The organism is Sphingomonas arabinosi (assembly GCF_036663715.1).
Classification (GTDB): domain Bacteria; phylum Pseudomonadota; class Alphaproteobacteria; order Sphingomonadales; family Sphingomonadaceae; genus Sphingomonas.
Genome location: NZ_JAXOJN010000054.1, coordinates 1 through 1,504 on the forward strand (window position 1 = coordinate 1; position 1,504 = coordinate 1,504).

The 1,504-nt window shown below is 64.9% G+C and carries 1 protein-coding gene; it reads left to right on the top strand.

Annotated features, from left to right (window positions below; translation table 11 throughout):
* Positions 1 to 80: 80 nt before the first annotated feature.
* Positions 81 to 1,424: an IS1182 family transposase gene (locus U1708_RS20590; RefSeq protein WP_151992011.1), complete on the top strand. Its 1,344-nt coding sequence runs from the start codon at positions 81 to 83 to the stop codon at positions 1,422 to 1,424.
* Positions 1,425 to 1,504 lie beyond the last annotated feature (80 nt).

Genomic DNA, 1,504 nt, shown 5'->3' on the forward strand with positions numbered 1-1,504 from the left:
CGAGACTGTTGAAAAACGGCTGGTTGCGACAGTGACGAAGACGTGATTCACTCCTGGAAAGGCGTCAGGGGTTTACGAGCATGATGGGTCGACAGGTGACGCAAGGCGCGCTGTTCTACGGGTTCCGGCTCGACGATCATGTGCCTGCCAGTCACCTGCTCCGACGCATCGACGGGCTGCTCGACTTCGGCTTCGTGCGCGAGGCGCTGGCGGCGAGCTACAGCACGAGCGGACGGCCCTCGATCGATCCGGAACTGATGTTCAGGATGCTGTTGATCGGCTACCTATTCGGCATCCGCTCGGAACGCCGCCTTTGCGAGGAGGTACATCTCAACCTCGCTTATCGCTGGTTCTGCCGGCTCGATCTGGCCGACCGGGTGCCCGACCATTCCACCTTCTCCAAGAACCGGCACGGCCGTTTCCGCGCCTGCGACCTGCATCGTCTGCTGTTCGAGCAGGTGGTCGCGCGGTGCGCCGCGGCAGGGCTGGTAGCGGGGCGCGACTTGGCGGTGGACGGCAGTACCATCATGGCCGACGCCAGCCGCGAGAAGAAGCTGAAGGGGGCCGACGCCGCAGACGAGCTTCGTGCCGGGGAAAGCATATCGCGACCCGTCGCCGAATATCTGGCGGCGCTCGACGCCGCGTTGCCGCCAGATCCTGACGAACCTGCGACCGTTAATCCGACCAGCATCTCGCCGACCGATCCGCAGGCGGCGCTCACCTGCAAGCACGGACCGGCGCGCTACGCATACGCCATCAACCCCCTGCTCGACCTCGATACCGACTGCATCCTCGATGTGGAGGCGACGCCGGCGCGCTTTTCATCCGAGGTCGCGGCAACTCGGACACTGGTGTCGCGTGCCGGCACCACACTGGGCATCACACCCGAGAGCCTCGCGGCTGACAAAGCGTATGGCAGCGGCCCGTTGCTCAGCTGGCTAATCGACCGAAAAATCACCCCGTACATCCCGGTCATCGACCGCAGCCGCCAGCGCGACGCCTTCTTCACCCGTGATGCCTTCCACTACGATCGGGAGGCCGATGCCTATCGCTGCCCAGCGGACAAGCCACTCGGCTATTGCGGCACCAAACGCGCCAGCCAGGTTCGCGTATACCGAAGCCATGTTGCCAATTGTGCTGGCTGCGAACTGAAGCCCCGATGCACCGTCAGCCGGAAACGCAGCATTACCCGCCTCGTCAGCGAGGATGCTCGCGATACCGTGCGCGCCCTTGCCGGCACCGACGCCTATGTGCACGCGCGGCGTCGAAGACAGCGGATCGAGCGCGTGTTCGGCCACCTGAAACGCAACCTGGGGCTACGAACGCTTAAGCTGCGAGGCCTCGCCGGAGCAGCCGAGGAGTTCACCATGGCTGCCGCGGCATACAACCTTCAGCTGCTGGCCCGGCAGGCCGCGCCGGCCTGATACGCGGCGCATCCTCCGGTGTCCGGCGTCACCAAACATCCGCCACGCCGATTTCGCGCAGGCCTTTTTCAACGGTCTCG

What these genes read in the sequence shown, in the direction of transcription:
- U1708_RS20590 (WP_151992011.1), top strand. Translation starts at nt 81, where the DNA reads ATGATGGGTCGACAGGTGACGCAAGGCGCGCTGTTCTACGGGTTCCGG.